Below are 699 nucleotides of genomic sequence, written 5' to 3'. Positions count from 1 at the left end.
TTCAAGATCGAGGCGGTCAAACTGGTTAGGGAGCGTGGGGTGTCGGTGGCGCAGGCCGGGCGCGACCTGGATGGTCATGAGAACGTTCTGCGCAAATGGGTGAAAGAGTTCGGCTCCGATCCGGTGCAGGCCTTTCCCGGCCACGGGCAGATGAAGCCGGAGCAGCAGGAGATCGAGCGGTTGCGCCGTGAGGTCGCCAAGTTGAAGGCCGAGCGGGACATCCTAAAAAAGGCCGCAGCCTTCTTCGCGAAGGAAGCGACATGAAGTTCGTCTTCATCGCGAAGCACCGGGCGATCTGGCCGGTGGCATGGCTATGCGATGCGCTGGGGGTGTCGCGGTCGGGCTTCCATGCCTGGCTGAATCGTTCGCCCAGCGCCAGATCCCGCAGCGACGAAGAGCTCGGCGGCAAGGTGAAGGCCAGCTTCATGGCGAGCGACCGCACCTATGGTGCGCGCCGGGTGTGGCGTGATCTGCTCGCCGATGGGGCGGACTGTGGCCTGCACCAAATCGAACGGATGATGCGCCTGCAAGGCTTGCGGGCGCGGCCGCGACGCCGGCGCTTGCCGAAGGACAGCGGCGATCGACAGCTCGAGACCGGGCCGGCGAACCTCCTTGACCGGCAGTTCGCCGCCGAGCGGCCGAACCAGAAGTGGATCGCCGACTTTACGTATCTCTGGACGGCCGAGGGCTGGCTCTACG

General features: G+C 65.4%; 1 pseudogene. It reads left to right on the top strand.

Features of this window, described 5'->3' with window-relative positions:
* A pseudogene (locus ACM43_RS09580) lies at window positions 1-699 on the top strand (IS3 family transposase); the annotation flags it as partial.

The organism is Bradyrhizobium sp. CCBAU 45321 (assembly GCF_028128975.1).
Taxonomy (GTDB): domain Bacteria; phylum Pseudomonadota; class Alphaproteobacteria; order Rhizobiales; family Xanthobacteraceae; genus Bradyrhizobium; species Bradyrhizobium yuanmingense.
This window is presented reverse-complemented; position numbering and strand designations above follow the sequence as displayed.